Genomic DNA, 24,756 nt, shown 5'->3' with positions numbered 1-24,756 from the left:
GTCAGACCTCGTTAAGCAATTTGGCGGCGTCCAGCGCCGAGCGGCCGCGCGGGCCGTGGAAGTATTCGTGAATCCACGCGTCATCCGTTTCCGAAACGACGTCGATGGGACCAGCGACCAGCACTTTCTTCTGCGCCAGCACCGCCACGCGGTCGGTGATGGTGTAGAGCGTGTCGAGGTCGTGGGTCACTAGAAACACGCTCAGGCCCAACGCGTCGCGCAGGGTCAGGATCAATTGATCAAACTGCGCCGCGCCGATCGGATCGAGACCAGCGGTGGGTTCGTCGAGAAACAGGATGTCTGGATCCAGCGCCAAGGCCCGCGCCAAGGCCGCGCGCTTAATCATGCCGCCAGACAGAGACGACGGGTATTTGTCCGCCGCCGACAGCGGCAACCCGGCCAGCGCCAGTTTGACCGCGGCCAGATGCTCGGCATCGTGGCGGCTCAGGCCGGCGTGTTCGATCAGCGGCAGGGCGACGTTCTCGGTCACTGTCAGCGAGGAAAACAACGCGCCTTTCTGGAACAGCACGCCAAAGCGCCGCTCGACCAGTGAGCGCTCGTGCTCGGAAAGGCTTGGCAGGTTCTGGCCGAATACTTTGACGTTGCCTTCGCTGGGCCGGCGCAGGCCGACGATGCTGCGCAACAGCACCGACTTGCCGCTGCCGGAACCGCCGACCACGGCGAGGATTTCGCCTTTGTACAAATCCAGATCGAGGTTTTCGTGCACGCTCTGGCTGCCAAAACGATTGCACAGGCCACGAACTTCGATCACCGCTTCGGCGGGCGCGCGGGGTAGACGACTCACCAGCCCATCTCCATGAAGAACAGCGCGGCCACCGCGTCGAGCACGATCACCACGAAAATCGACTGCACCACGCTGGAGGTGGTGTGGGCGCCGACCGATTCGGCGCTGCCGCTGACCTTGAAGCCTTCCAGGCAACCGATCGCGGCGATCAGGAAAGCGAAGATCGGCGCTTTGACCAGCCCGACCAGGAAATGCTGAATGCCGATGTCCGATTGCAGCAGCGACAGGAACATCGCCGGCGAAATATCCAGCGACACCGCGCAGACCACGCCGCCACCGACGATGCCCGAGAGCATCGCCAGAAATGTCAGCATCGGCAACGCCACCAGCATCGCCAGCACCCGTGGCACCACCAGCAACTCCATGGGGTCGAGGCCCAGGGTGCGGATCGCGTCGATTTCTTCGTTGGCCTTCATCGAACCGATCTGCGCGGTGAACGCACTGGCGGTGCGGCCAGCCATCAGGATCGCCGTCAGCAACACGCCGAACTCACGCAGGAACGAGAAGCCCACCAGATCGACGGTAAAAATCGTCGCGCCGAAACTGGCCAGCACCGTCGCGCCGAGAAACGCCACCACCGCGCCGACCAGAAAGGTCAGCAACGCCACGATGGGTGCGGCGTCGAGGCCGGTCTGTTCGATGTGCGCGATCATCGGCGTGATCCGCCAGCGCTTGGGCCGGAACAGGTTGCGGGCGATGGTTTCGAGAATCAACCCGACGAAGCCGAGCAGTTGCAGGGTGTCTTGCCAGATCGTGTCGACGGCGCGGCCGATGCGCGTCAGCAACTGCACGCTGACGCTGACTTCCGGTTCCTTGATCGGCACGCAGAAATCGGTCAGCGACTGATACACGGTTTGCAGCAGCGCGCGATCAGCAGAGGAAATCGTGCAATCGGGATGTTCGGCGGATTTGCCGAGGCGTTCGGAACCAAGCAGTTCCACCAGCAACGAGGCGCCAGCGGTATCGAGGGCACCGAGGCCGTTCAGATCAATCGGAGTGCTGGCGTCGTATTGGCCGTGGAGCTTTTCGCTCAGTTGCTTGAGGTCGGCGTAATGGGCGAGCGTCCAGTCCCCGGTAACCCGCAGGCGGGCAGGGGTGATCGACGTGTCCAGTTGGGCACTGCCTGTCATTGAACGGCTGGTCATAAGCTCCGTGCTTTTCGGCTGTTTACGCTGGCATACGTAATAGCACGAACCTGACTACTTTTCTTTGACCGCTGTGCTGTCCTTCACTTCAAAACGCAGTACGCCGATCAACTGGCCATCCTCGGTCAGCACCCGAACCTGCCACTTGCCCGCCGGATTGCCTGGGAAATTCTGCTTGTGCGTCCACGCCCGGTAGCCTTCCTTGCGCCCGCCATGGATATCGAGGGCGATGCGATCGACCTCTTTGCCGTTGAACTGCCAGACGTGATAAATCCGCTCATCGAGGCCGCGCGGCGCGTTGATCGCGGTGTAGGCGTAGAGCCCGCCGTTGCGGATCTGCTCGGCACTGACTTCGTCGAGGCTGGCGCCGGGGGTGCGATCCTGCAATTGCGTGCTGATTGCCACGTCGGTCATCCACAGCGTCGCCGGCGGCACCCAAGAACGCAGCACCCAGCCGACGCCGCCAATCCCCACCGTAATGCAGAGAATCGCCAACGCGTTGCGCAGCGTGCGGATGGGGAAGATCGAGGCCAGGCTCGGGAACGACAACACGACTGCGATGCCCAGCGCCCATTTGAAGCTCTGCGAAGTGGTCAGGTGCATGATCACCGGCAACGCGGTGAGCAGGGCGGCGAACAGGGTCAGGGTGTGCAGCGCGAGAAACGCCCAGCGTCGCGGCGCCAGCCATTTGTAGTAGAGCGGATCGATCACCGAAATCAGTGCGGCGATGCTCAACAGCCCGGTGAAGAATAATTGGCCGCTGTTCCACGTCGTGGTGATGAAGAAGAACGGCAGGACAAAAAACAGGCTTTCCTGATGGATCATCTGCGTTGCGTAACGCAGCAGCGGCTGGGGAATTTCCCGTTTGAAAATCCGCGTGAACAGCTTGGTCAGGCTGTTTTCCAGCATCAGCCAGATCCAGCTCAGCAGCATGATCGTGGTGATCCAGCTCGCCAGGCCCTGTTGCCGGTCGACCAGGATGAAACTGCCGACCCCGGAGATGAAACCACCAAGCGCAATGACCCCGGGATAGCGCTTCATCAGTTCGAGAACGCGCTGGATTATCTGGGGTATTTTTGGCATTTGGCGATTCACAACAGTCGAAGGGAAAAACGTCGACAGAGTACCGCCGGCGGGGCTGATGGTCACTTAAAACCAACACATCCCCCTGTTGGAGTGAGCCTGCTCGCGATAGCGGTCCTTCAGTCACTATTTCTGCGGCTGATACACCGCTATCGCGAGCAGGCTCACGCCTACAGGGTCAGCGTTCGGCGGGTTTTCGGCGGCGACGCAGGCGCCAGCCAATCAGGATCAGCAGCAACACACCCACCGCACCCGCACTCAGCCACAACACCTGATCATCACTGATCAATGGCTTCTCGATCCGCAGATACCCCGGTTGCAGCAACAACTCACGCATGGCCTTGTTCGCCGCTTCCAGCGTCACACCATGCAGCTCCCGCGCAGGGTTGGCGAAGCGGCCGTCCTCATAGTCACCCAACGCGCTCCAGTAGTAATCGGCCAGCGCGCTGTTGCCTTGCACCGCCCAGGCCTGATGGGCGATGGCGGCTTGTTTGATGCGGGCAAAGGTGTCCGGATCGAGGCCGTTTTTCAGCAGATCAGCCTTGAGGGTTTCCAGCACCTGGATGGCTTCGTCAACGTCATCGCGATCCAGATCAGCATTCAGGCTCATGAAGCCGACACCACCAAACACTTCGCGCTCGGCCCACGGCCCATAAGACAAACCGTGGTTCAGGCGTATCTGTCGATACAGCGCCCAGTCGAGGTAGTCCTTGAGGATGTCGAAGGTCTGGTCGTACTGATCGTCCAGCACCGGCTCCGGCACCAGCCAGTGCAGCTTGGCGCTGTCGCCGATAAAACCACGGGTGAGGGTGCGTTCGTGGGCAGCGCTGGAGCGGATGTCCGGCAGTGGGCGATGTTCGCTCGGTTCGACCGCGTCAAGCGCGCCCCAAGCGCGTTCCAGATAGGCCGGCAGCAATTTGTCGAGTTCGCCGACGACGATCAGGCTCATGTTGTTCGGCGCGTACCAGGCCTTGCGCACCTTATCCAGTTGCTCTTGGGTCAGGTGCTCGACCTCCGCGCGTTGCGGACATTTCAGGCCCAGTTCGACCGCCAGTTGGTTGCTCGCGGTATGGCCAAGATCCTGACGGTCGAGAAAGCGTTGCAGCTTGGTGTAGTGACCGCCGTCCTCACGCTCGACCACACGTTTGGCGGCGTTGATTGCGTTGTCGTCGATGCGGGTCTGGGTCAGCAGATCGAGCAGCAGGTCGAGCACCTTGCGCTGGTTCTTGGCCGGGGCTTCGATGACGAACGTGGTGTCGGCGTTGCTGGTGAAGGCGTTCCACTCGCCACCGAGCGCCTGCATGCGTTCTTCGAGGCCGCCTTCTCCCGTGGCGTCGATGCCGCTGAACAGCAGATGCTCAAGCAGATGCGGCAGCTCTTTGTCGTCACAGTCAAAGTCGTCGAGGCCGACGCCCACCACCAGCCGGATCGCCACATGCCCGCGTTCGGTGCCGGGCTTGAGGAGCAACTGCAAACCGTTGGGCAACGCATAGCCTTCGACCTGAAAACGATCCAGGGCAAAAGAGGGGAGTGAACCGAGCAACAGACAGGCGAACAACAGGCAACGCATAACAGGCTTCCATACGGCTGATTTGGAGATCCGTGTCGTCAGTCAGGACCCCATCACTGGCAAGCCAGCTCCCACAGGTTTTGTGAACGCCTTAAACCCTGTGGGAGCTGGCTTGCCAGCGATGGGGCCTTTGAGGCCGAACTCTGAGTTACTGACTGACCCCAGCCCCAGACGTTCAAGGCGAATGCGTAATGTCGCTCATATCATCCGCCGCCAGCGCCCCGGTATCCGCCGTTTCCAACACCACATACGCGCTGCCGCAAAACAGCGAATTGAGCCGTCTCATGTCTGCAATCAACTCCAGATGCAGCGAACTGGTTTCAATACTCTGCACGATCTTGCGTTGCAAACGGCTGACATGCGCATGGGCCAAACGCCGTTCCTGTGCACGAAAGCGCCGTTTCTCGCGCAACAACTGCCTAGCGCTTTCGCGGTCGCCGCTGAGAAATACCGACAGGCCCAACCGCAGGTTGGCGATGAGTTGCTGATGCAGGACGGCCAAATCCTCCAGCCCCTCTTCGGAAAACGAACGACGCTGCGAAGTCTTCTGCTGCTGAATCTTGCGCAGCATGCGTTCGATCAGATCACTGGCCAGTTTCAGGTTGATCACCAGTTCGATGATCTCCGCCCAGCGCCGGCTATCGTGCTCGCCGAGGTCCTCGCGGGGCATCTGTGCCAGATACAGCTTGATCGCGCTGCACAGCGACTCGATGTCATCGGTCAGCCGACGGATTTCCTGGGTGACGGCGGTTTGCTTGCCACGCAGCACGTCGAGAGTGGCGTCGAGCATGTTGTCGAGCAGATCGCCCACGCGCAGGGTTTCCCGCGCGGCATTGGCCAAGGCCAGGCTGGGCGTGACCAGCGCGGTCGCGTCGAGATGACGGGGTTTGGCCGTGCCGTTGACCTCCGGCCGTTCCGGCAGCAACCAGGCACATAGCCGTGCCATCGGCCCGACACTCGGCAGCAGGATCAGGCAGCGCGCAGTGTTGTAGAGCAGATGGAAGCCGATGACCATTTCCTGCGGGCTGAAATCGAGGCTGTCGATCCAGTGCACCAGCGGATCGAGCACCGGGATGATCAACAAGAGGCCGATCAGCTTGTACAACAGACTGCCCAGCGCCACTTGCCGGCCCGCAGCGTTCTGCATGCTGGTGCTCATGAACGCCAGAATGCCGCTGCCGATATTCGCACCGATCACCAGACCGATCGCCACCGGCAAACTGATCACCGCAGCCCCGGCCAGCGTCGCGGTGAGCAACACGGCGGCAAGGCTGGAATAAGAAATCATCGCGAACAATGCGCCGACCAGGGCGTCGAGGAGGATGTCGCCAGTCAGAGAAGCAAAAATCACTTTCACGCCTTGGGCGTGGGTGATCGGTGCAGCCGCTTCGACGATCAATTGCAGCGCGAGAATGATCAGCCCCAAACCGATGCTGACCCGGCCCATCTGCCCGAGCCGCGTCTGTTTACGCGACAGAAAGAAAATCACCCCGAGAAAAATCAGCAATGGCGACAGCCACGACAAATCGAACGTCAGCACCCGCGCCATTAGCGCCGTACCGACGTCGGCACCGAGCATGGTCGCCAGCGCCGGGGTCAGCGCCATCAGGCCTTGGCCGACGAAGGAGGTGACGAGCATGGCGGTGGCGTTGCTGCTCTGCACCATCGCGGTCACGACGATACCGGCGACGAACGCGAGCCAGCGCTTGGACATGTTCTGGCCGATCACATGGCGCAGATTGGTGCCGTACACCCGCAGGATGCCGGTTCGGACGATGTGCGTGCCCCAGATCAGCAGGGCGACGGCAGAAAGAAGATTGAGCAGGGTGAGCATGCAGACCCCCTGTAATAGCAGCGCCCCAGAGAGGCAAGTTGACGGTACCGCGCGGTTTCTACGTTCTGATACTTAAGCTGTAGTTGGCTAACGGTCTGGGCGCCAGCATTGCACAGCTAAAGTGCTGATTGAAACAAAAGTGTCATGAAAAGCGGTTCATCCGCCTCATCTGAAATCAACACGATCCCCTGTAGGAGTGAGCCTGCTCGCGATAGGGCCATCAGCTTCAAAATTGTTGCCGACTGGCAGACCGCTATCGCGAGCAGGCGAAGGCCTACAGGTTTTGTGCATTGACGCAGATTTATCGGTGCATGAAAAAACCTGTGGGAGTCTGGCTTGCCAGCGATTGCGTCCGTTCAGCAGACATTGATGTCGCTGACACTGCGCGATCGCTGGCAAGCCAGCTCCCACAGGTTTTGTATTGTCGCTGGACTACCGGATTACTGCCCCGGAATATCCTTGCGCAGTTTCACCGGATCCTGCTGCTGTCTCTTCTTGGCCATCGCGCCGCGCAGTTTGATGTTGATCGCTTCAACGGCCAGCGAGAATGCCATGGCGAAGTAGACGTAGCCTTTCGGTACATGCACGTCGAACGATTCGGCAATCAGTACGGTACCGACCACCAGCAGGAACGACAGCGCGAGCATTTTCAGCGACGGGTGTTTGTCGATGAATTCGCTGATCTTGCCCGACGCCAGCATCATCACCAGCACTGCCACAACAATCGCCGCAACCATGACCGGAACGTGGGAAACCATACCCACGGCGGTGATTACCGAGTCCAGCGAGAAGACGATGTCGATGATCGCGATCTGAATGATGGTGTAGAGGAAGTTGCCGCCCTTGCCACCCGGGGTTTCGTCGCTTTCGTCTTCGCCTTCCAGCGCGTGGTACATCTCTTGCGAGCTCTTCCACAGCAGGAACAGACCACCGAAGAACAGAATCAGGTCACGACCGGAGATGCCCTGGCCGAACACTTCGAACAAGTCGGCAGTGAGACGCATGACCCAAGTGATCGACAGCAGCAACAGGATTCGCGTGACCATGGCCAGGCCAAGACCGAAGATCCGGGTGCGCTGCTGCATGTGTTTAGGCATGCGGCTGACCAGGATCGAAATCATGATGATGTTATCGATGCCGAGGACGATTTCCAGGGCGGTCAGGGTAAAGAAGGCAACCCAGATTTCAGGGTTGGTCAGCCATTCCATGTGTATTCCTTTGAGCGATTGTTAAACCGAAAAAGGTCCGGGCTTCAAACCGCGAAGCCAGGACCCGCAACGGTGAGTCTTGGGCTTATAGAGTGCTGAACACCGGGAAAGTCCCCAACAGCAGCGCAGCAATCAGAATGCAGATACAAACCAGGATCGCCCATTTCAGGGTGAAACGCTGGTGGTCACCAAAATCAATACCGGCCAGAGCCACCAACAGATAGGTCGATGGCACCAACGGGCTCAGCAAGTGGACGGGTTGACCGACGATCGAGGCACGAGCCATTTCCACCGCGGTGATCCCGTAGTGGCTGGCAGCCTCGGCCAACACCGGCAACACGCCATAGTAGAACGCATCGTTGGACATGAAGAAGGTGAACGGCATGCTCACCAGCGCCGTGATCACGGCCAGGTACGGGCCAAGGAAATCAGGGATCACCGCCAACAGGCTCTTCGACATCGCATCGACCATGCCGGTGCCCGACAGGATACCGGTGAAGATACCCGCCGCAAAGATCAGCCCGACCACCGCCAGCACGCTACCGGCGTGAGCCGCGACGCGATCCTTCTGCATTTGCAGGCAAGGATAGTTGACGATCATTGCAATACTGAACGCCACCATGAACAACACCGGCAGCGGCAACAGGCCGGCGATCAAGGTGCACATGAGGCCGAAGGTCAGCGCGCCGTTGAACCAGATCAATTTAGGACGACGGGCATCCGGGAACTGCGAGACGCTGATTTCGCTGTGATCGATATCGTCGCCCACCAGGTGCAACTCACCCAGACGTGCACGTTCACGCTTGCCGTAGAAGTAAGCAATGATCAGGATCGCCACCACACCGGCGGCCATGGCCGGGATCATCGGCACGAAGATGTCCGAAGGGTCGACGTGCAGCGCACTGGCGGCACGGGCCGTCGGGCCGCCCCACGGCGTCATGTTCATCACGCCACCGGCGAGGATGATCAGACCGGCCATGATTCGCGGGCTCATGCCGATACGGCTGTACAGCGGCAGCATGGCGGCCACGCAGATCATGTAAGTGGTCGCGCCGTCACCATCGAGGGAAACGACGAGCGCCAGTACGGCGGTACCGACCGAAACTTTCAACGGGTCGCCTTTGACCAGCTTGAGGATCTTGCGCACGGCCGGGTCGAACAGGCCGGAGTCGATCATCAGGGCGAAGTAGAGAATGGCGAACATCAGCATCACGCCAGTTGGCGCAAGCTTGGTGATGCCTTCGAGCATCATCGGGCCGATCTTCGGCGCGAAACCACCGAACAGGGCAAACAGGATCGGGATGATGATCAAAGCGATCAGCGCGGACAGGCGCTTGGTCATGATCAGGAACATGAACGTGATGACCATGGCGAAGCCAAGGAAAGTCAGCATGGGAATACTCCAGGCGTAGCGCGGCTAGTTGATTGAGCAGATCGTGGGGATCAGCGCAGAACGGGAAGCACGAGACGTACGGGCGGAGTGACAGCGCGGAGGCGGGCTACAGAGGACATCAGAATCACCATTGTTGTTGTTAATTGGGCCGGGCGGGCGAGCAATCACACGCGTTGGCCAACCGGTCTGTTGCCGGAAGTAGGGCGATCCTAATGGGGCAACCTTTCAGCTAGCTTTCGCTGATGAAAGCTTTGAATGAACGGTCAACCGGCCGTCGGAAGCGGCTGGAGACAATGAAAACGGGAAGGGGAGCGTAAACCCAGGGGATTGTGGACACATACGCTTTCAGTTCGGCGCGTATCGCCCACGGTCACGACCAAGCGCTGGTGATCAAAAAACAGCCAGATTCAGCGGTCGCAATGCGCCCATCCAGATCGCATGCTCGGTGTGGTCGAGCAAGTCATTGCCAGTGTCTGGATGCAGAAACACCACCAACCCCTTGCGATTGAGTGCCAGCCACGGCAGCACGTCGCTGATCAGCTCCGGACCGAAGGCCAACTGGCAACTCCAGTCCGGGTGCGGGCCGACCGGGCGTTCGTGGACTCGGCCCATTTTCACTGGGAACAACTGCGCAGCTTGCTCGCACAAGGCTCGCGCCTGATCAATCGTGTCGGCATCGAAATAGACATGGGCGTGGTAGCCCTTGATTGCTTGCATCTGAAAGCCTCGCCAATCGGTTCGAACCCTCGGCGTTGCGCGTATGTCACACGCCTTACAAGGGAAAACAAAAGGGATCAGCCATGAAAAATGCCGAAACCCCGGTGGTAAAAGTGGTGCTCTATGGTGCCATGAGTAGCCTGGGCGGCGCGTTGATGGCTGAGTTGCTGCGCCGACAGCACGAAGTCATCGCCATTCTCGACGACCTCACGGCGCTCGCGCCACGTCCGGGTTTGCGCACCAAAAGCGGTGATCTGTTTGATATCGAACGGGTCAATCAAAGCGTAGCGGGGAGTTCGGCGGTGATCTGCCTGTTGGATGCGCCGGGTTTGCCGTTCAGCAGTGATCACGTGGAAAAGTCCGTTGTACTGGGGCCGGTCGAACAGGTACTGGCCGTGGACGCGCTGGTCGATGGCCTGCAATTGGCCAATGTCGCGCGGCTGTTTCTGGTGGGTGATTTTGCCGTGCTCGACGAGCCGGAGCTGGAGGATCGCCTGCAACGTCACGCCGCCGAAGAAATCCGCGAAGCCCTGCAAAGCAGCCCGCTGCACTGGACGCTGGTCAATGCGCCCCACGGCGTGGCTGGATTGACGATCGAGCATTTCAGCCAGGTCGGCGGCAATCTCGAGCCGGGTCTGGCCGAACCGCTGGAGCGCCTGAATCGTGTGGCGGTGGGGATTGCCGATGAGCTGCGGCTGAATCTGCATGTGGGCCAGCATGTGAATTTTGTCGCGACGACCGAATGAATATTTAAACGGCAATCGATGGGAGGGTCAGTCCGGCTAGCGACTCAGCGCTGCCGGCCTGCTCTGCCATCAACCAATCGACGAACTGTTGAATCAACGCGCCGCGACGTTTGCGCTGGGGCAGCACCACGCAGTAACCCAGCCGCGACAGGGTGGTTTCGGCAATCGGCCGGCACAGCAACCCCTGAGTCAGCAAGTTATCCACAAGGTGGCGCCAGCCAATAGCCACGCCTTGGCCGCCAATCGCCGCTTGAATCAACAGCGTGTAATTGTCGAAACGCAACTGCCCCGGCGCTGGTGGAGTGCTGATGCCCAGCTCGCGGAACAGACCGCTCCAGTCGAACCAGTTGCTGCTGTTTTCACCGCGCAGGTGCAGTAACGGAAACTCCAGCAGCGATTGCGCCGGCAAGGGCAGGGCCCGCTCCTTGAGCAACTGCGGGCTGCAAACTGGAAACACTTCCTCGCTGAACAACCAATGGCTTTCACCCTGTTTGAAACGCCCGTCGCCAAACAGGATCGCCACATCGATATCCGTACGCAGCATGTTGTGGTTGCGTTCGCTGGTCACCAGGCTGACATCAACCTGGGGATTGGCTTCGTGGAAGCGGTGCAAACGCGGCATCAGCCAGTAGGCAGCAAAGGCGAAGTCGGTGGCGACTTGCAGCACTTCGTGTTGCTGTTGTGCGCTGATCGCGCTCAATCCGGCATCTATATTCTGCAAACCGAGCTGAACCTGTTCGAAAAGGATCGTGCCGACCTCGGTCAATTCGATACCGCGATAGATACGGTCAAACAGCCGCGTGCCGAGCTGATCTTCCAGCCGTTTGATCTGCTGGCTGATCGCCGGTTGCGTGGTGCCCAGCTCTACCGCTGCGGCAGTGAAGCTGCGATGCCGAGCCGCCGCTTCAAAGGCGCGCAGCAGGTCGAGCGACAGATCACCAAGAGCTTCATACATAAGCTGTGCTTATCCTAGTCATTGCCCTGCGCGGGCTTTACCGGTTAGAGCATGGACTCCATGCTCAATCGCAGCAATGTCGCATAAATATTCACTATGGAATGCCGCGATCACATGAAGCGCAAGAATATTCTTTTCATCATGGCCGATCAGATGGCCGCGCCAATGTTGCCTGTCTACGGCCCCTCGCCGATCAAACTGCCGAATCTTTCGCGCCTCGCCGCCCAAGGCGTGGTATTCGATGCCGCCTACTGCAACAGCCCGTTATGCGCACCGTCGCGTTTCACCCTGGTCAGCGGCCAGTTGCCGAGCAAGATCGGCGCCTACGACAACGCCGCCGATTTCCCTGCCGATGTTCCGACCTACGCCCACTATCTGCGCCGTCTCGGCTATCGCACTGCACTGTCAGGCAAGATGCATTTCTGCGGCCCGGATCAGTTGCACGGCTACGAAGAACGTCTGACCAGCGACATCTATCCGGCCGACTATGGCTGGGCGGTGAACTGGGATGAGCCGGATGTGCGGCCGACCTGGTATCACAACATGTCCTCGGTGCTGCAAGCCGGGCCATGCGTGCGCACCAACCAGCTCGACTTCGACGAAGAGGTGGTGTTCAAGGCGCAGCAATACCTGTTCGACCACATCCGCGAGGACGGCGACCAGCCGTTCTGCCTGACCGTATCGATGACTCACCCACACGACCCGTACACGATCCCCAAGGCGTTCTGGGATTTGTACGACGATGGCGAAATCCCGTTGCCTGCAACGCCGGACCAGCATTCCCTCGATCCACACTCGCAACGTCTGCTCAAGGTCTACGACCTGTGGGACAAGCCACTGCCTGTGGATAAGATTCGCGATGCACGCCGCGCCTACTTCGGCGCGTGCAGCTATATCGATGCCAACGTCGGCAAACTTCTGCAAACCCTCGAAGAAACCGGGCTGATCGACGACACCATCATCGTCTTCTCGGGAGACCACGGCGACATGCTGGGCGAGAAAGGCCTCTGGTACAAAATGCACTGGTACGAGATGGCGGCTCGCGTGCCCCTGTTGATAAGTGCTCCTGGCCAGTTCAATGCGGGCCGCGTCAGCGCCGCCGTATCGACCGCCGACCTGTTGCCGACCTTCGTTGAACTGGCCGGCGGCACCCTGGAACCGGGGCTGCCGCTGGACGGTCGGTCGCTGGTATCGCATCTGCAAGGGCAGGGCGGGCACGACGAAGTGTTCGGCGAATACATGGCCGAAGGCACGATCAGTCCGCTGATGATGATCCGTCGCGGTGCGTACAAATTTATCTACAGTGAAAGCGACCCTTGCCTACTCTTCGACGTAGACAACGACCCGCGCGAACTGGAAGAACTCAGCCAATCGCCGCAGCATCGCCAACTGTTCGACGATTTTCTCGCCGAGGCACGAGCCAAGTGGGACATTCCGGCGATCCACCGGGAAGTGCTCGCCAGCCAGCGCCGTCGTCGTTTTGTTGCCGATGCGTTGACCATCGGCAAGCTGAAGAGCTGGGATCACCAGCCACTGGTGGACGCCAGTCAGCAGTACATGCGCAACCACATCGATCTCGACGATCTGGAACGCAAGGCCCGTTATCCACAACCCTGCCAAAACCAATAATGTTAAGGGGAAGTCCATGCGAAAGTTATCCACAGTACTGACAGTCAGCCTGCTGGCTCTGGGCAGCGCCTCGGCATTTGCCGAACAAAGCTGCGAAACGGTGAAGATGGCCGACCCCGGCTGGAGCGACATCGCCGCGACCAACGCCATTACCGGGTTTCTGCTGGACGGCATGGGCTACAAGGCCAAGGTCGACACCCTCGCCGTGCCGATCACCTTCGGCGGGTTGAAGGACGGCCAAGTGGATGTGTTCCTCGGCAACTGGATGCCGGCGCAGCAAGGTTTCTATGACAAGTTCGTCGCCACCGGTGACGTTACGCAACTGGCGAAGAACCTCGACGGCACCGAATTCACCCTGGCCGTGCCCGATTACGTGTGGGACGCGGGTGTGCATAACTTTGCCGACCTGAACAAATACGCCGACAAGTTCGAGAAGAAAATCTACGGGATTGGCTCCGGTGCGCCTGCCAACATCTCGTTGCAAGAGATCATCAAGAAAAATGACTTCGACCTCGGCCAGTGGAAGCTGATCGAATCCAGTGAACAGGCGATGCTTGCCGAAGTCTCGCGGGCAGTGAAGAAGCAGAAGTTCGTCACCTTCCTTGGCTGGACGCCGCACCCGATGAACGTGCAGTTGAAAATGCATTACCTCAAGGGCGGCGAGAAGTACTTTGGCGATACCGGTAGCGTCTTCACCCTGACCCGCAAGGGCTACGCCGAGGCGTGTCCGAACGTGGGTAAATTGTTGACCAATCTTTCGTTCACTCAGGAGATGGAGAACAGCATCATGGCCGAGGTGGTGAACAAGAAGGTCAGCAATGCCGAGGCGGCGAAGGCGTGGATCAAGGCGAATCCGGCAGTGTTGGACAAGTGGCTGGATGGGGTCAAAACCGTGGATGGAAAAGATGCGTTGGCGGCAGTAAAAGCGAAGCTCTGATCCAGTACCGCCCACCGATTGTGGTGAGGGGATTTATCCCCCGATGGGCCGCGAAGCGGTCCCAAAACCTGTGCACACGGCATGTCAGATCCACAGCGAATAATGGTTTCACGACTGCTGCGCAGCCGATCGGGGATAAATCCCCTCGCCACAATTATCGGGTGGTACTGATAACCTTGCCCAAAACCATAACCGCGAGGCCCCATGGCTTTCCCCAGTCGCCGCTCACTTTTCCCTTTCCTGACCTGGCTCCCCCGGCAAACCCGCGCCAGCGTCGGACGGGACCTGATCGTCGGCCTCAGCGGTGCGATTCTCGCGTTACCCCAGTCGATTGCCTACGCGCTGATCGCCGGTCTCCCACCTGAATACGGCCTCTATGCCGCGATCATCCCGGTATTGATCGCCTGCCTGTGGGGTTCGTCGTGGCATCTGATCTGCGGGCCGACGGCGGCGATTTCGATCGTGCTCTACGCCAGCGTCAGCCCGCTGGCCGTCCCGGCGTCGCAGGACTACATCACCCTGATCCTGCTGCTGACCTTTCTCGCCGGGATTTTTCAATGGCTGCTCGGTTTGCTGCGCTTTGGCGCGTTGGTGAATTTCGTCTCGCATTCGGTGGTGCTCGGTTTCACCTTGGGCGCAGCGGTGGTCATTGCCATTGGGCAGTTACCCAATCTGTTGGGCCTGGATCTGCCGGCAAAAGCCACAGCGCTGGACAGTTTTATGGATCTGTTGCAGCACCTTGGGGCTGTGGATAAACCCTCCGTGCTGCTCGGCGTTGCCACGGTCGTGGTTGGCGTGGTGCTGAAACAGTTGCTGCCACGCTGGCCGACGCTGCTGATCACGCTGGTACTGGCGAGCCTGCTGGTTTGGCTGTGGCCGGCGATGTTCGGCCATGTGCATCTGGTCAGCGCATTTGTCGGGCGCTTGCCGCCATTCAGCAGGTTGCCACTGGATCTGGATTTGATCCTGCGCCTGCTGCCCAGTGCGGTGGCGGTGGGCATGCTCGGGCTGGTCACCAGCCTGTCGATTGCTCGTTCGATTGCCGCGCGTTCGCAGCAGTTGCTCGATGCCAATCAGGAAGTCCGCGCGCAGGGCTTGTCGAATATTGTCGGCGCGTTTTTTTCCGGGTCGTTGTCGGCCGGTTCGTTTACTCGCTCGGGCCTGAGTTACGAGGCAGGCGCGTGTTCACCGCTAGCTGGGGTGTTTTCGGCGATCTGGGTCGCGCTTTTCGCGATTTTTGGTGCCGGGCTGATTGCGCACATTCCGATCCCGGCCATGGCTGGGAGCATTTTGTTGATTGCCTGGGGGCTGGTGGATCATCGCGGCATTCGCGCGTTGCTGCGGGTCAGCCGCGCCGAGTTCGTGGTCATGGCGCTGACCTGTCTCGCCACGCTTTTACTGGAATTGCAGACGGCGATCTACGCCGGGGTGTTGGCGTCGCTGTTCTTCTACCTCAAACGCACCTCGCAACCGCGTGTGCAGCATTGGCGTGATGGCGAAGACGACGTGTTGCGGGTCGGCGGCTCGATCTTCTTCGGCGCCAGCCATTACCTGCAAGTGCGTTTGCAGCGCATGCACGGCGCCCGGGTGGTGATCGAGGCGCAGCAGATCAACTTCATCGACTATTCGGGGGTGGAAATGCTGCATCAGGAAGCGCGGCGCTTGTTGCGCCAGGATCGCAGCCTGACCTTGCGTGGGGCGCGGCCGCAAGTGGTGGAAGAGTTGCGGAAGCTGGAAGGGGCGGAGAAATGTCCGATCCGGTTTGAGGATTGATTGGCGATCGAGGTAATCCTTGTGGGAGCGAGCCTGCTCGCGAAGACTGCGGCACATCCAACATTGATGTGTCAGACAGACCGCTTTCGCGAGCAGGCTCGCTCCCACATGGCTATTTATTGGGCCAACTGGCGGCGTAGCTCGGCGAGTACCGGTGCGGTATCAGGGCGCACGCCACGCCACAGGAAGAACGCCTCAGCCGCCTGCTCAGCCAACATCCCCAAGCCATCCATCGACACCGCCGCGCCATGCTCGGTGGCCCAGCGGCAGAACGCGGTCGGCTCCTTGCCGTACATCATGTCGTAGCACAGGGTTTTGCCCGGCTCGATCAGGCTTGGCGCAATCGGCGGCACTTCGCCGGTAAGGCTGGCGGAAGTGGCGTTGATGATCACGTCCACCGGCTCGCGCAACCAGTCGAAACCACTGGCCGACACCGGCCCAAGATCGCAGAACAATTCGGCCAGCAGTTCGGCCTTGTCCACCGTGCGATTGGCGATGATCACCGAGGCCGGTTTCTCTGCCAGCAAAGGCTCCAACGCTCCACGCACCGCGCCACCGGCGCCGAGCAGCAGAATGCGCTTGCCGGTCAGGTTGAACCCGGCATTCACCGTAAGATCGCGCACCAGCCCGGCGCCGTCGGTGTTGTCACCGAGCAGCAAACCATCGGCCAGTTTGCTCAAGGTATTCACTGCACCGGCACGCTGTGCGCGGGCGGTCAGGCTGTTGGCCAGGCGATAGGCATCTTCTTTGAACGGCACGGTGACGTTGGCGCCGCGACCTTGCTGGAAAAACGCCGTGGCGCAGCCGGTGAAGTCGTCGAGCGGCGCCAGCAGGGTGCTGTAGTCGAGACTCTGCCCGGTTTGTTCGGCAAACAGTTTGTGAATCATCGGCGACTTGCTATGGCCGATCGGGTTACCGAAAACAACGTAACGATCCATCACAACTCCTCGTTCAGGCCTGGGCCAGCCAGTCGCGGTCTTGCAGGAAGTACTCGGTCAGGCGTGCTTCTTCGCTGCCAGGCTCGGCTTTCCAGTCGTAACCCCAGCGCACTTGCGGCGGCAGCGACATCAGGATCGACTCGGTACGCCCGCCCGACTGCAGACCGAACAAGGTGCCACGGTCGTAGACCAGATTGAACTCGACGTAACGGCCACGACGGAATTCCTGGAACTCGCGCTGCTGAGCCGTGAAGGCATCGTTCTTGCGGCGCTGCACGATCGGCAAATAGGCATCGATGTAAGCGTCGCCAATCGCCCGCATGAAGGCGAAGCTGGTGTCGAAGTCCCACTCGTTCAGGTCATCAAAGAACAGGCCGCCGATGCCGCGTGGTTCGTGGCGATGCTTGATGTGGAAGTAGGTGTCGCACCAGGCCTTGTAGCGCGGATAAACGTCTGCCCCGAAAGGCGCGCAGGCCTGTTCGGCAATGCGGTGCCAGTGGATGCAATCTGCTTCATTGCCGTAATACGGGGTCAGGTCAAAGCCGCCGCCGAACCACCAGACGGGCTCTTCACCTTCCTTCTCGGCGATGAAAAAGCGCACATTGGCGTGAGACGTTGGTACGTGCGGGTTGTGCGGATGGATCACCAGCGACACCCCGAGCGCTTCGAAACCGCGACCAGCCAGTTCCGGCCGATGGGCGCTGGCTGACGGTGGCAGACCGCTGCCGAAGACGTGGGAAAAGTTGACGCCGCCCTTTTCGATCAGCGTGCCGTTCTCGATCACGCGGGTGCGACCGCCACCGCCGGCCGGCCGGGCCCAGGCGTCTTCGACGAAGCGCGTGCCGCCGTCCTCGTTTTCGAGTGCGGTGCAGATGCGGTCTTGCAGGTCGAGCAGATAGGCCTTTACGGCGTCGGTGCGGGTCGTCATGGCTTCACCTTGATCGGGGCATCACTACGCGGCGCCCCGCAGGCGGGGGGCGGCGCAAATGGGCGCGTAGCATACCACCGCAGACCAGCGCGCCGCAGTTGACGAAGATCAAGCATGGGAGTTGGATAGGGGGCTTACAAAAGACCCAAGGAGAGCAGGCAGATGGCAAAGCGTATCCAGTTCCGCGCCCACGGCGGCCCCGAAGTACTCGAATATGTTGACTACCAGCCCCCCGCCCCCGGCCCGCAACAGGTGCGGGTGGCCAACAAGGCGATCGGCCTGAACTTCATCGATACCTACTACCGCAGCGGCCTCTATGCACCGCCGGCGCTGCCGTCTGGTCTGGGCGCAGAAGGTGCGGGCATCGTTGACGCCGTTGGCAGCGACGTCACCCGATTTAAAGTCGGTGATCGCGTGGCCTATGGCAGCGGCCCGTTGGGCGCCTATAGCGAATTGCACATTTTGCCTGAAGCCAATCTGGTGCATCTGCCGGACGAAATCAGCTTCGAGACGGCTGCCGGGGTGATGCTAAAGGGTCTGACCGTGCAGTACCTGCTGCGCCAGACTTATGAGCTCAAGGGTGGCGAAACCATTCTGTTCCACGCCGCTGCCGGGGGCGTCGGGTCGCTGGCCTGCCAATGGGCCAAGGCACTGGGCGTGAAGCTGATCGGCACCGTCAGTTCCAAGGAAAAAGCCGAACTGGCCAAGGCCAACGGCGCTTGGGCGACGATCGATTACAGCCATGAAAACGTTGCACAGCGCGTGCTCGAACTGACTGACGGCAAGAAAGTCCCGGTGGTCTATGACGGCGTCGGCAAGGACACCTGGCTGACGTCCCTCGACAGCGTGTCGCCACGCGGCCTGGTCGTGAGCTTCGGTAATGCTTCCGGCGCGGTGGACGGGGTGAACCTGGGCATTCTTGCCGCCAAGGGCTCGCTCTATGTAACCCGGCCGACACTGGCGACTTATGCCAACAATGCCGAGAACCTGCAGCGAATGGCCGATGAACTGTTCGAGATGATCATCAGGGGCAAGTTGAAGGTGGATGTCAGCCAGCGTTATCCGCTGGCTGATGCGGCGAAGGCGCAAACCGAACTGTCGGCGCGACGCACCACCGGATCCACCATCCTGTTGCCGTGATACCAGGCTACTCCGGTGAATCCGGGGCAGCGTCCACCTCAAAAAAAAACGGCGTCTTGCCGGCGGAGGTTGTTTCGAAACCGCTGCGGGCAAGACGCTGCACCCTCAATCCCAGTACTCCGGGCAGCCTGAGCAAAGCGCTCGCTTGCGCTTCGTTATGCAACGCCTGTTCGATGGCGGCTTCTGCACTGGCTGGCAGTTTGTCCTGAGCCATGACCAGACGCATTCGTGCCCCGTTGGCCTGTCGATTGATTTGTACCTGAACATCGTTAGCGTTCAGGTCGGGCAACGCTTGGGCGAGTACGCTCATGACCTGTCGCTGCGTAATGATCGCGCCACCCAGTTTGATCGACGTTTCGACCCGCCCCCGCAGTTCCAGCACCGGCAAGTTGCTGCCACACGCGCAATTCGATTCCTGAAGCAGAACTCGCCCACGATCACCAATCCGATAACGCAACAGCGGCACATGATCGGGCAGTAGCGACGTCAGCAGAAACTCCCCGCTTTCGCCTTCAGCTACTGCTTGCAGGGTCAATGGGTCAACGACTTCGGTCAGCATCGCATCGGCGTGCAGATGATAAAAACCATGCTCCAGGTGTGCGCACTGAAAGCCGATGGGGCCGGTCTCCGTCGAGCTGTAGCCCAGCGATCGAACTCTGATTTCAGGCCAGTCCCGAGCCAATTGCTCGCGCAGCGGTTTGCTGCAGGGTTCCCCGATGTAATAGAGCCATCTCAGACTGGCCAACTGTGTGGCATCGATATCGTCATGGTTGAACAGCGCCGCCGCGAAGGAGGGCGTGCAAATCAGCGCATCGGCCGCTTGGGCCTGAATCAGCTCGGCAACCCGCGTAAAGCCCATCACCGATCCGGCGGGCAACAACCGTGCACCGATGTGCTGGACGATGGCCGCGGCATACTGAAAAGCGCCTTGCATTTCACCGGCAGTCAGGCAGTTAACGACAACAGCTGGACGTTCGTTCGCGCCCCCAAACATCCGCGCCCCCAGCAGCACGATACTGGCGTTGAATGCCCAGGAATGGGTGATGTGTTTGCGGTTACCGGTGCTGCCTCCCGACGTCAGGGTCAGTCCGCCACCCGGTGCACGATGCGAAGCCTCACCAAGCACGGAGAACAGCACACCACCGTGCTCGTCCTCGACGGCTTGAATCGGCAGCCGATGCAAATCCTCCGGGCTCTGCACGTGCAGGATCTGCGGACACAACGCACAGAACCACGGCAGTGACCGTGCATGGGCCAATTTGCGCATAAAAGCCTGGTTTGCATGACTCATCGGATCATCGACCATCGCCACTTCCTCTTTGACGAATACCCAACTCATCGAAACCGCCCTTGACGGCATTGGCCAGGCACGCCAACTGGGCCTGACTATGATTGGCGCTGATCGCAAGACGCAGAATCGCCTCGCCTTTGGCCACCACCGGAAACAAAGCGGTGGTGACGGCAATCGCTTGCCGCCGCAGGTGCAGCGCCAGACTGATCGCGTCACGCTCGGCACCGACCCGCACGAAGCGAATGGGCGACGCGACTTCATGGTTGCCCAGAACCGGTCCGAGCAAACCGTCGATCAGGGCTACATTTCGCCACAGGGCCGCTTGCAGCTCGCCCAGCTGCGGCGAAAGATGGATTTTTCCGGAGGCGACTGCCGCGCCAACCCCGCCCATCGACAGTGGCCCACCGAACGTATAGGTCGATGCATGGCGCCGTATCATCTCGGCATCGTCCGCCGTGCGCACGGTGATCGCCCCGCCGGTAGCCCCAAACGCCTTGGACAGCGAGGACAGAAGGATCAAGCGTTCACGCAAGCGCTCATCGCCAGTGGCAAGGGCATAACCACCCCCCGCCACACCGTGGATCGAAGTGCCGTGGGCGTCATCCGCATACAGATACCCTTCAAAGCGCTCCGCCAGTTGCAACAGTCGATTGATCGGATACACGCCGCGCATCGAGCCAATGCTGTCGGTCAGGATGATCGGTGTATTACCAGCCGCTACTGCCGCCGAACACGCCTGCTCGACTTGCTCCATATCCCTGCAATCGCAACGCTGTACAGGGCCGAACTGCCAAAGAATCCCTTGCAGCACTTGCATTGAAGCGTGGGCCGCCCGGTCGACGATCCAGCCCGGGCCACGGCGCAACGGATAGGACGGCAATTCGCCGGATCCCAGTAACGGCAGACAGCCCAGATGTGCACTGCCCACCGAGTTGAAGGTGACCGCGTACCCCTGGAATATCCGGCTCAACTGTTCATCGAGTTCACGCATTGGCGGCAACAGTGCCCGGGTTCGTGCAGCGGCGAACTGCACGCCGAAGGTTTCGACGGTGTCCACGGCACCTCGAATCAGGCGGGGATCGCACTCAAGCCCCAGATAGGAGCATGAGAGAAACTCGGTGAGACGCTCGCCGCTGCTCAACTCGATCTCCTTGCCTTCGCGTTGTGCCAGCTTCAGGCCGTTGAGCCCGGCATCGAACAACTGTTGCTGATCTTCACGCGCCTGCCGAACACGGTTTTTGAGCCAATTGACGGTGGGTTGCTGAGTGCTCATCGAGATACCTGCAAAGATGATGTCCGGCGATAGACCTGCACACGCCAGAGCTGGGTTCTTTCTCGTGCAATCGCTTTCGGGTAGTCGGCGGTGATATCGCCGAAGCCTGCACAATCGGGCTGGACGACGTGCAAATGGCCACGCATGACCGTCAGCGCCTCTTCGGCCAGGGACGGGCGTAACCGCTGCAAGACACTCGCGCCGTCAGCTTCGGGCATGAAAGAAGGGACGTCCGAGAGCGAGACGAAGTCGACCTCCGTGAGCGTGGCAACGCAGTCGAGAATGTCGGCCTGTACCACCCGCAGCTCGCACTGTTGAAGCGCCTCACGGGCACGCTTGAAAATCTTCGGCGCGCACTCCAGCGGAAAACCTTCCGGGTAACGCAGCTCACCGAAAAACAGCATTTGCAGAAAGAAGCTCTCGCGCACCACCTGAGCGGTGAACAAGGCGTGAAAAATTTCCAGGTATGCCGCGCGGGAACTGATGCCCAGGTTGTTGGGCGGGAACGAGCCTTTGTAGAGCAGGGAATTGAGTACCGCTGCGTTGCCCAACAGCGCGATCACAGCCTTCCAGCGTTTGAAGGGAAAGCGGGTCTGGTAATACTCGATTTGCTCGCCAAGGTCGCGGCAGTGAAAAATTTCACGACCTGCCTTGCCGGTAAACAGTCGGTTGACCTTCGCCAATCGCTGCAGGGTCTGCTCGAAGGCTCCCATGTAGATCGGCGCTTGCCAGTGGCGGGACTGGAACAACTCGGTCAACCAGTGTCGATCGGCCTGCGGCAAATCCAGATGCCGAAATATGGACTGGCGTCGCTTGGTCGAACTGTCTGTCCGGTAACCCATGAATGCCATGAACGACTCGTGATCGGTCTGTTCCAGCAAGGCGAATCGCAGCCGGGTAAATGCCAGTTGCGGCGCGCTGATATCGGTGCAGGTCATACGCGCCGGACTGCGGGCCAACAACGGTAAAAGCCGCCCGCCACTCCCGGCGATACCCACCACGTGTCTGGCGTGCTTGGGGAGGATTGCGTATTCGAGCGCTGTGTCTTCATCCCCCAGCGCATAATTCAACCGCTGGAAATAGTCAGACATGCCTGCCTCCTTCCCTCGGTTCTGACACTCGACGTGAAGTGTTCATGAGTTATCCAGGGCATGGAGGAAGTCATAACGGGACGCATGGCCGTTTTGCCAAGCCTCATACTGCTCATAAACGGCTTCCAGCATGTTGCCGGTCAGCCGCAAGCTGGTTTCCATTACATTGGCAACGGCATCCCAGTCGTGCTCATTTTTGCAAGTACGCTGCAGGATGAGTTTGATTTCATTGAAGTGCTCGACATCGATGTCGGAATGCGCAACGAAGAACGTCAACTGAGCCGGTTTTAGCGCCAGGGTTTCGCTCAGGTTATTGATCAACGGGGTGATGAATTGATAGGCATTTTCTGCCCAATAACTGTACCCCAATCGTTGTAACGGATTACCGGTGAAGGAAATCCAGTACAAGTAAGCAATCAGTACTTCGGTTGCCGGAAGCGCGGACGGAATCTCGAACTTTTCATTTTTCAGGCCAAGACTCATGACATCATGCAGCGCCATTTTTTCATGACCGACCTCTTGCGCTGCATGTTCAAAACAGAACTTTGCATAAACCGGGTTATCGGCATGGCGCACACCCACCAACCCCTGATTTCGCGCATTGTGGGCTGTGTAGTGAAAGGTTTCTATCATGTAGATCGCATATAACGCCTTGGAAACACTGCCCTCGCGTATGGCGTTTACCAACCGCGAATTATCCAGAATATCGGCCCACGATTGTTCGATACGTTTATCAAGCAGGATCAACTGTTGTTCAAAACTGATGTGCGTATTCATCGTGGTTCTCCGGGGTGTTGAAGGAGGGGTGATCAGGTTGTTCAACGGCTGCAAGGATTTGCTGCCATTGCGCTGACAACAGCCAGTAGTCGCCGCGAGCGCGTTGTTCGATATGAAGGGGATCGGAGGTAATAGGGGTCAGGCCGAATCGCTGGAACAGTCGCCGTTGTGGCGATCGGCAGAGGGCGGTGACACCCTGATATCCATGCCTGATCGCCCACTCGGTGGCTGCCGCCAGCAGGCTGTTGATCGGAACAGCCAGGTGGCCTCGCGAGAGAGTGATCAACCGGCTGAACTCGACGTGGCGCGACAGCACCACGGTGGGAGACACATGCTGGTGCGCCAGTGAGGCCCATTCGAAAGGCGATGGCGTCACTCTTAATACCGCCACCAGTTGCTCGTGTTGATACAGCAGAAAGTGGGTACTTCGCGCCGTCGCCGCCAGCCTCGTTTCAAGCAATCTGGCTCTGGATGTCAGCATGTAATGTTGCAGTCGAAGACGAAATTGACGACCAATAAACCGTTCGAATTCGCGCGTATCTGATCCCGCTTCAAGAATAACGATCCGGCAATCTTCATGGCGACTTTTGAATGTTGCCTGAAGTGCCTGCAGATAATCCGTTAGTTGTAAATCCGTAGTGTCCATTCCTTCTCCGCAGACGTTAACTTATCAAAGTTTTCTGAGCGCATTGAAATGATGGATGCTTTTAGAAATATCGCCACTGCGCGACTTCTGATAATTACGTGGGAAAAGTTACTGAAACTGAATACTTACCGACTGGTCTGACACACAAAGGAAAAATACAAACAGCAGGGTGTTGTAAATTGATAGTTGTTTGAAGGATAAATCGCAGGCACACGTAGTACTTCTCGCCATAAAAGCCGAGAAGTACTCAATACATGAAGTCAGAAGTGACGTCAGTCGGGACGAATAACGTTGCCAGAGGCCAGATCCCGGATGACGCTGGGGTTCTTGCGCCCACCCAGTTGCCCGCCCAGCACCACATCAATCTGCCCGCGAAAATACTGCTCGACCCGTAACCGCGTGCGCGCTGCCGGCCGGCCTTGTGGATTGGCTGAGGTCGAAATCAACGGCCCGACCATCGAGCACAAGTCACGCACCTGAGGATGATCGCTGACGCGCAGCGCCACCGTGTCATGCACCCCGGTGACCCACTCCGGCAGCAGATTCTGATGCGGCACCAGCCAGGTATTTGGTCCCGGCCAGGTGCTGGCCATACGGTCGATCCACTCCTGCGGGAAGTCTTCGAACAGGAAGTCGAACTGGCGAATGTTGTCGGCGACCAGAATCAGGCCCTTGTCTACCGAACGATTCTTGATCGCCAGCAATCGATCCACGGCTTCTTCGTTCCACGGGTCGCAACCCAGCCCCCAGACGGCTTCGGTTGGATAGGCAATCACCGCCCCGGCGCGAATCTCTCGTGCGGCTTGTTGCACACGCCAACTGTTGACCATGAAAAAACTCTCCACAAACAGGTTTCGCGCAGTTTACCGATCTTCCT

At 59.5% G+C, this 24,756-nt stretch carries 22 protein-coding genes; 5 read left to right on the top strand and 17 right to left on the bottom strand.

Translation table 11 applies throughout. The features are described 5' to 3' along the window. Window position 1: 1 nt before the first annotated feature. The 8 genes from PSH79_RS00210 to PSH79_RS00175 all read right to left on the bottom strand — a co-directional run bounded on the left by PSH79_RS00210 (window position 2) and on the right by PSH79_RS00175 (window position 9,755). A complete protein-coding gene (locus tag PSH79_RS00210; protein WP_187677275.1) occupies window positions 2-805 on the bottom strand; it encodes an ABC transporter ATP-binding protein in 804 nt (267 codons plus the stop codon). After that, on the bottom strand, window positions 802-1,950 hold the full coding sequence (locus PSH79_RS00205) for an ABC transporter permease (protein ID WP_305440655.1): 1,149 nt from the start codon (window positions 1,948-1,950) through the stop codon (window positions 802-804). Before PSH79_RS00205 ends, PSH79_RS00210 begins: the two co-directional genes overlap by 4 nt. Before the next feature lie 54 nt (window positions 1,951-2,004). Next, a complete protein-coding gene (locus PSH79_RS00200) occupies window positions 2,005-3,033 on the bottom strand; it encodes a DUF5924 family protein (protein WP_305440654.1) in 1,029 nt (342 codons plus the stop codon). Between the two features lie 178 nt (window positions 3,034-3,211). Further along, on the bottom strand, window positions 3,212-4,603 hold the full coding sequence (locus PSH79_RS00195) for a pitrilysin family protein (RefSeq protein ID WP_305440653.1): 1,392 nt from the start codon (window positions 4,601-4,603) through the stop codon (window positions 3,212-3,214). 175 nt (window positions 4,604-4,778) lie between these two features. Then, window positions 4,779-6,437, bottom strand: coding sequence for a Na/Pi cotransporter family protein (locus PSH79_RS00190; protein WP_123536895.1), 1,659 nt, complete (start codon window positions 6,435-6,437; stop codon window positions 4,779-4,781). 440 nt (window positions 6,438-6,877) lie between these two features. After that, window positions 6,878-7,645, bottom strand: a complete 768-nt coding sequence (locus tag PSH79_RS00185) for a TerC family protein (RefSeq protein WP_305440650.1) — start codon at window positions 7,643-7,645, stop codon at window positions 6,878-6,880. Between the two features lie 85 nt (window positions 7,646-7,730). Then, window positions 7,731-9,038: a CitMHS family transporter gene (locus PSH79_RS00180; protein ID WP_095191089.1), complete on the bottom strand. Its 1,308-nt coding sequence runs from the start codon at window positions 9,036-9,038 to the stop codon at window positions 7,731-7,733. A 390-nt stretch (window positions 9,039-9,428) separates the two neighbouring features. Beyond that, a complete protein-coding gene (locus PSH79_RS00175; RefSeq protein WP_305440649.1) occupies window positions 9,429-9,755 on the bottom strand; it encodes a DOPA 4,5-dioxygenase family protein in 327 nt (108 codons plus the stop codon). 83 nt (window positions 9,756-9,838) lie between these two features. On the opposite strand from PSH79_RS00175, the gene PSH79_RS00170 reads away from it, so the two are divergent. Next, entirely contained in the window at window positions 9,839-10,501 is a 663-nt protein-coding gene (locus tag PSH79_RS00170; RefSeq protein ID WP_305440648.1) for an NAD(P)-dependent oxidoreductase, read from the top strand. 4 nt (window positions 10,502-10,505) lie between these two features. Here PSH79_RS00170 and PSH79_RS00165 read toward each other — a convergent pair whose 3' ends face one another. After that, on the bottom strand, window positions 10,506-11,456 hold the full coding sequence (locus PSH79_RS00165) for a LysR family transcriptional regulator (RefSeq protein WP_305440647.1): 951 nt from the start codon (window positions 11,454-11,456) through the stop codon (window positions 10,506-10,508). Between the two features lie 114 nt (window positions 11,457-11,570). On the opposite strand from PSH79_RS00165, the gene betC reads away from it, so the two are divergent. The 3 genes from betC to PSH79_RS00150 all read left to right on the top strand — a co-directional run bounded on the left by betC (window position 11,571) and on the right by PSH79_RS00150 (window position 15,795). Continuing rightward, a complete protein-coding gene (betC, locus tag PSH79_RS00160; RefSeq protein ID WP_305440645.1) occupies window positions 11,571-13,085 on the top strand; it encodes a choline-sulfatase in 1,515 nt (504 codons plus the stop codon). 16 nt (window positions 13,086-13,101) lie between these two features. Continuing rightward, window positions 13,102-14,022, top strand: a complete 921-nt coding sequence (gene choX / locus PSH79_RS00155) for a choline ABC transporter substrate-binding protein (protein WP_305440644.1) — start codon at window positions 13,102-13,104, stop codon at window positions 14,020-14,022. Between the two features lie 204 nt (window positions 14,023-14,226). Beyond that, complete coding sequence (locus tag PSH79_RS00150; protein ID WP_305440643.1) at window positions 14,227-15,795, top strand: SulP family inorganic anion transporter; 1,569 nt, start codon at window positions 14,227-14,229, stop codon at window positions 15,793-15,795. Window positions 15,796-15,911: 116 nt separating this feature from the next. Here the strand turns inward: PSH79_RS00150 and aroE are convergent, their stop codons facing one another. Together aroE and hemF are read right to left on the bottom strand one after the other, a co-directional pair. Then, window positions 15,912-16,733, bottom strand: coding sequence for a shikimate dehydrogenase (aroE, locus tag PSH79_RS00145; RefSeq protein WP_305440641.1), 822 nt, complete (start codon window positions 16,731-16,733; stop codon window positions 15,912-15,914). A gap of 13 nt (window positions 16,734-16,746) precedes the next feature. Continuing rightward, window positions 16,747-17,661: an oxygen-dependent coproporphyrinogen oxidase gene (hemF, locus tag PSH79_RS00140; RefSeq protein ID WP_305440640.1), complete on the bottom strand. Its 915-nt coding sequence runs from the start codon at window positions 17,659-17,661 to the stop codon at window positions 16,747-16,749. Between the two features lie 162 nt (window positions 17,662-17,823). Between hemF and PSH79_RS00135 the strand changes: the two genes are divergently transcribed. Beyond that, window positions 17,824-18,801: an NADPH:quinone reductase gene (locus PSH79_RS00135; RefSeq protein WP_305440639.1), complete on the top strand. Its 978-nt coding sequence runs from the start codon at window positions 17,824-17,826 to the stop codon at window positions 18,799-18,801. Window positions 18,802-18,808: 7 nt separating this feature from the next. Here PSH79_RS00135 and PSH79_RS00130 read toward each other — a convergent pair whose 3' ends face one another. The 6 genes from PSH79_RS00130 to PSH79_RS00105 all read right to left on the bottom strand — a co-directional run bounded on the left by PSH79_RS00130 (window position 18,809) and on the right by PSH79_RS00105 (window position 24,709). Next, a complete protein-coding gene (locus tag PSH79_RS00130; protein ID WP_305440638.1) occupies window positions 18,809-20,140 on the bottom strand; it encodes a phenylacetate--CoA ligase family protein in 1,332 nt (443 codons plus the stop codon). Continuing rightward, window positions 20,097-21,365, bottom strand: coding sequence for an aminotransferase class I/II-fold pyridoxal phosphate-dependent enzyme (locus tag PSH79_RS00125; RefSeq protein WP_305440637.1), 1,269 nt, complete (start codon window positions 21,363-21,365; stop codon window positions 20,097-20,099). The genes PSH79_RS00130 and PSH79_RS00125 overlap by 44 nt, the downstream gene beginning before the upstream one ends. Next, window positions 21,362-22,456 (bottom strand): DUF3419 family protein, encoded by a 1,095-nt coding sequence (locus tag PSH79_RS00120; RefSeq protein ID WP_305440636.1) that lies wholly within the window; start codon window positions 22,454-22,456, stop codon window positions 21,362-21,364. Before PSH79_RS00120 ends, PSH79_RS00125 begins: the two co-directional genes overlap by 4 nt. Window positions 22,457-22,498: 42 nt before the next feature. Further along, window positions 22,499-23,233: an iron-containing redox enzyme family protein gene (locus tag PSH79_RS00115; RefSeq protein WP_305440635.1), complete on the bottom strand. Its 735-nt coding sequence runs from the start codon at window positions 23,231-23,233 to the stop codon at window positions 22,499-22,501. Next, complete coding sequence (locus PSH79_RS00110; protein ID WP_305440634.1) at window positions 23,211-23,879, bottom strand: hypothetical protein; 669 nt, start codon at window positions 23,877-23,879, stop codon at window positions 23,211-23,213. Before PSH79_RS00110 ends, PSH79_RS00115 begins: the two co-directional genes overlap by 23 nt. A 272-nt stretch (window positions 23,880-24,151) precedes the next feature. Beyond that, window positions 24,152-24,709, bottom strand: a complete 558-nt coding sequence (locus tag PSH79_RS00105; RefSeq protein ID WP_305440633.1) for an L-threonylcarbamoyladenylate synthase — start codon at window positions 24,707-24,709, stop codon at window positions 24,152-24,154. Between the last annotated feature and the right edge of the window lie 47 nt (window positions 24,710-24,756).

Origin of the sequence: Pseudomonas sp. FP2196, from assembly GCF_030687715.1 — a bacterium.
Lineage (GTDB): Bacteria > Pseudomonadota > Gammaproteobacteria > Pseudomonadales > Pseudomonadaceae > Aquipseudomonas.
Note: the sequence above shows the minus strand (reverse complement) of the source record. Positions and strands in the feature narration are given on the sequence as shown.